The organism is Paraburkholderia sp. BR14374 (assembly GCF_040948685.1).
Classification (GTDB): domain Bacteria; phylum Pseudomonadota; class Gammaproteobacteria; order Burkholderiales; family Burkholderiaceae; genus Paraburkholderia; species Paraburkholderia youngii.
Genome location: NZ_JBFPKF010000109.1, coordinates 1 through 945, shown reverse-complemented (window position 1 = coordinate 945; position 945 = coordinate 1). Strand labels below are relative to the sequence as shown.

Genomic DNA, 945 nt, shown 5'->3' with positions numbered 1-945 from the left:
CGTCCGCGGCGCGTCGCACCTCGCGCAGGATGCCGAGCTCGCGGATCGAGACCACCGGGATCTCCGGGTCGGGTACCGCTTCGAGCACGCTCCAGGCGCGGGTGAGCGCGGGATCGGTGGCGGCGGTTGTGGTGGCGGTGGTGGCAGCGGCTGTATTCACGGGCTGCGTGGCGGTCGAGGTCGTCATCGCGGGCTCACCAACTCGCGCCCGGATGCTGGCGTGCGAGGCTCTGCATTTCCGCGAGCACGAAACCCATGTGCTCCGAATGCTCGCCGTGCTTGCCGGTGCTCACGTGCCGCAGCGCCGCGGGCAGCGTCAGCGTGGCCTGGTCGAGCGTGGCGCGCACGTCGTCGAGCCATGCGGCTTCCAGCGTCGAGGTGCGCGGGCCGACGCCCGCCGCGGCGATCGCGTCTTCCACCGCGTCCGCGCTGAAGAACTCGTACGTGTACGGCATCAGATAGTCGAGCGCGGCCTGCGCGCGACGGTGCGATTCGTCGGTGCCGTCGCCGAAACGGATCAGCCACTCGCCCGCGTGATGCACGTGGTACTGCGTTTCCTTGACCGACTTCGCGGCGATCGCGGCGAGCTGTGCGTCGGCGGAGCCCGTCAGCGCACCCCACAGATGCCTCATCAGCGTCGAATACAGGAAGTTGCGCACGATCGTCACCGCGTAGTCCTTCTGCGCCTGCGCGGTCGCGGCGAGCGGCCCGTAGTGCGGCAGCTCGACGAGCGTGTAGTTCGCGAATTCGCGCTCGGCGCGGAAGTACGCGTAGTCGTCCTCGCTGCGCTGACGGCCGGTGAGCTGCTGCTCGAGCGTGGCCGCGTGCGTGTACAGCAGGCGCGCCTGGCCGATCAGGTCGAGGCTCATGTTCGACAGCGCGATGTCCTCTTCGAGGATCGGGCCGTGGCCGCACCACTCGCTGTTGCGCTGACCGAGGATCAGC

Annotated in this window: 1 protein-coding gene and 1 pseudogene; both read right to left on the bottom strand. The window is 69.4% G+C overall.

What is annotated here, in order from left to right:
• A pseudogene (locus AB3X86_RS38220) lies at positions 1-187 on the bottom strand (phenylacetate-CoA oxygenase subunit PaaJ); the annotation flags it as partial.
• A 7-nt stretch (positions 188-194) separates the two neighbouring features.
• Positions 195-944: a 1,2-phenylacetyl-CoA epoxidase subunit PaaC gene (paaC, locus tag AB3X86_RS38215; RefSeq protein WP_368599897.1), complete on the bottom strand. Its 750-nt coding sequence runs from the start codon at positions 942-944 to the stop codon at positions 195-197.
• Position 945: the final 1 nt, after the last annotated feature.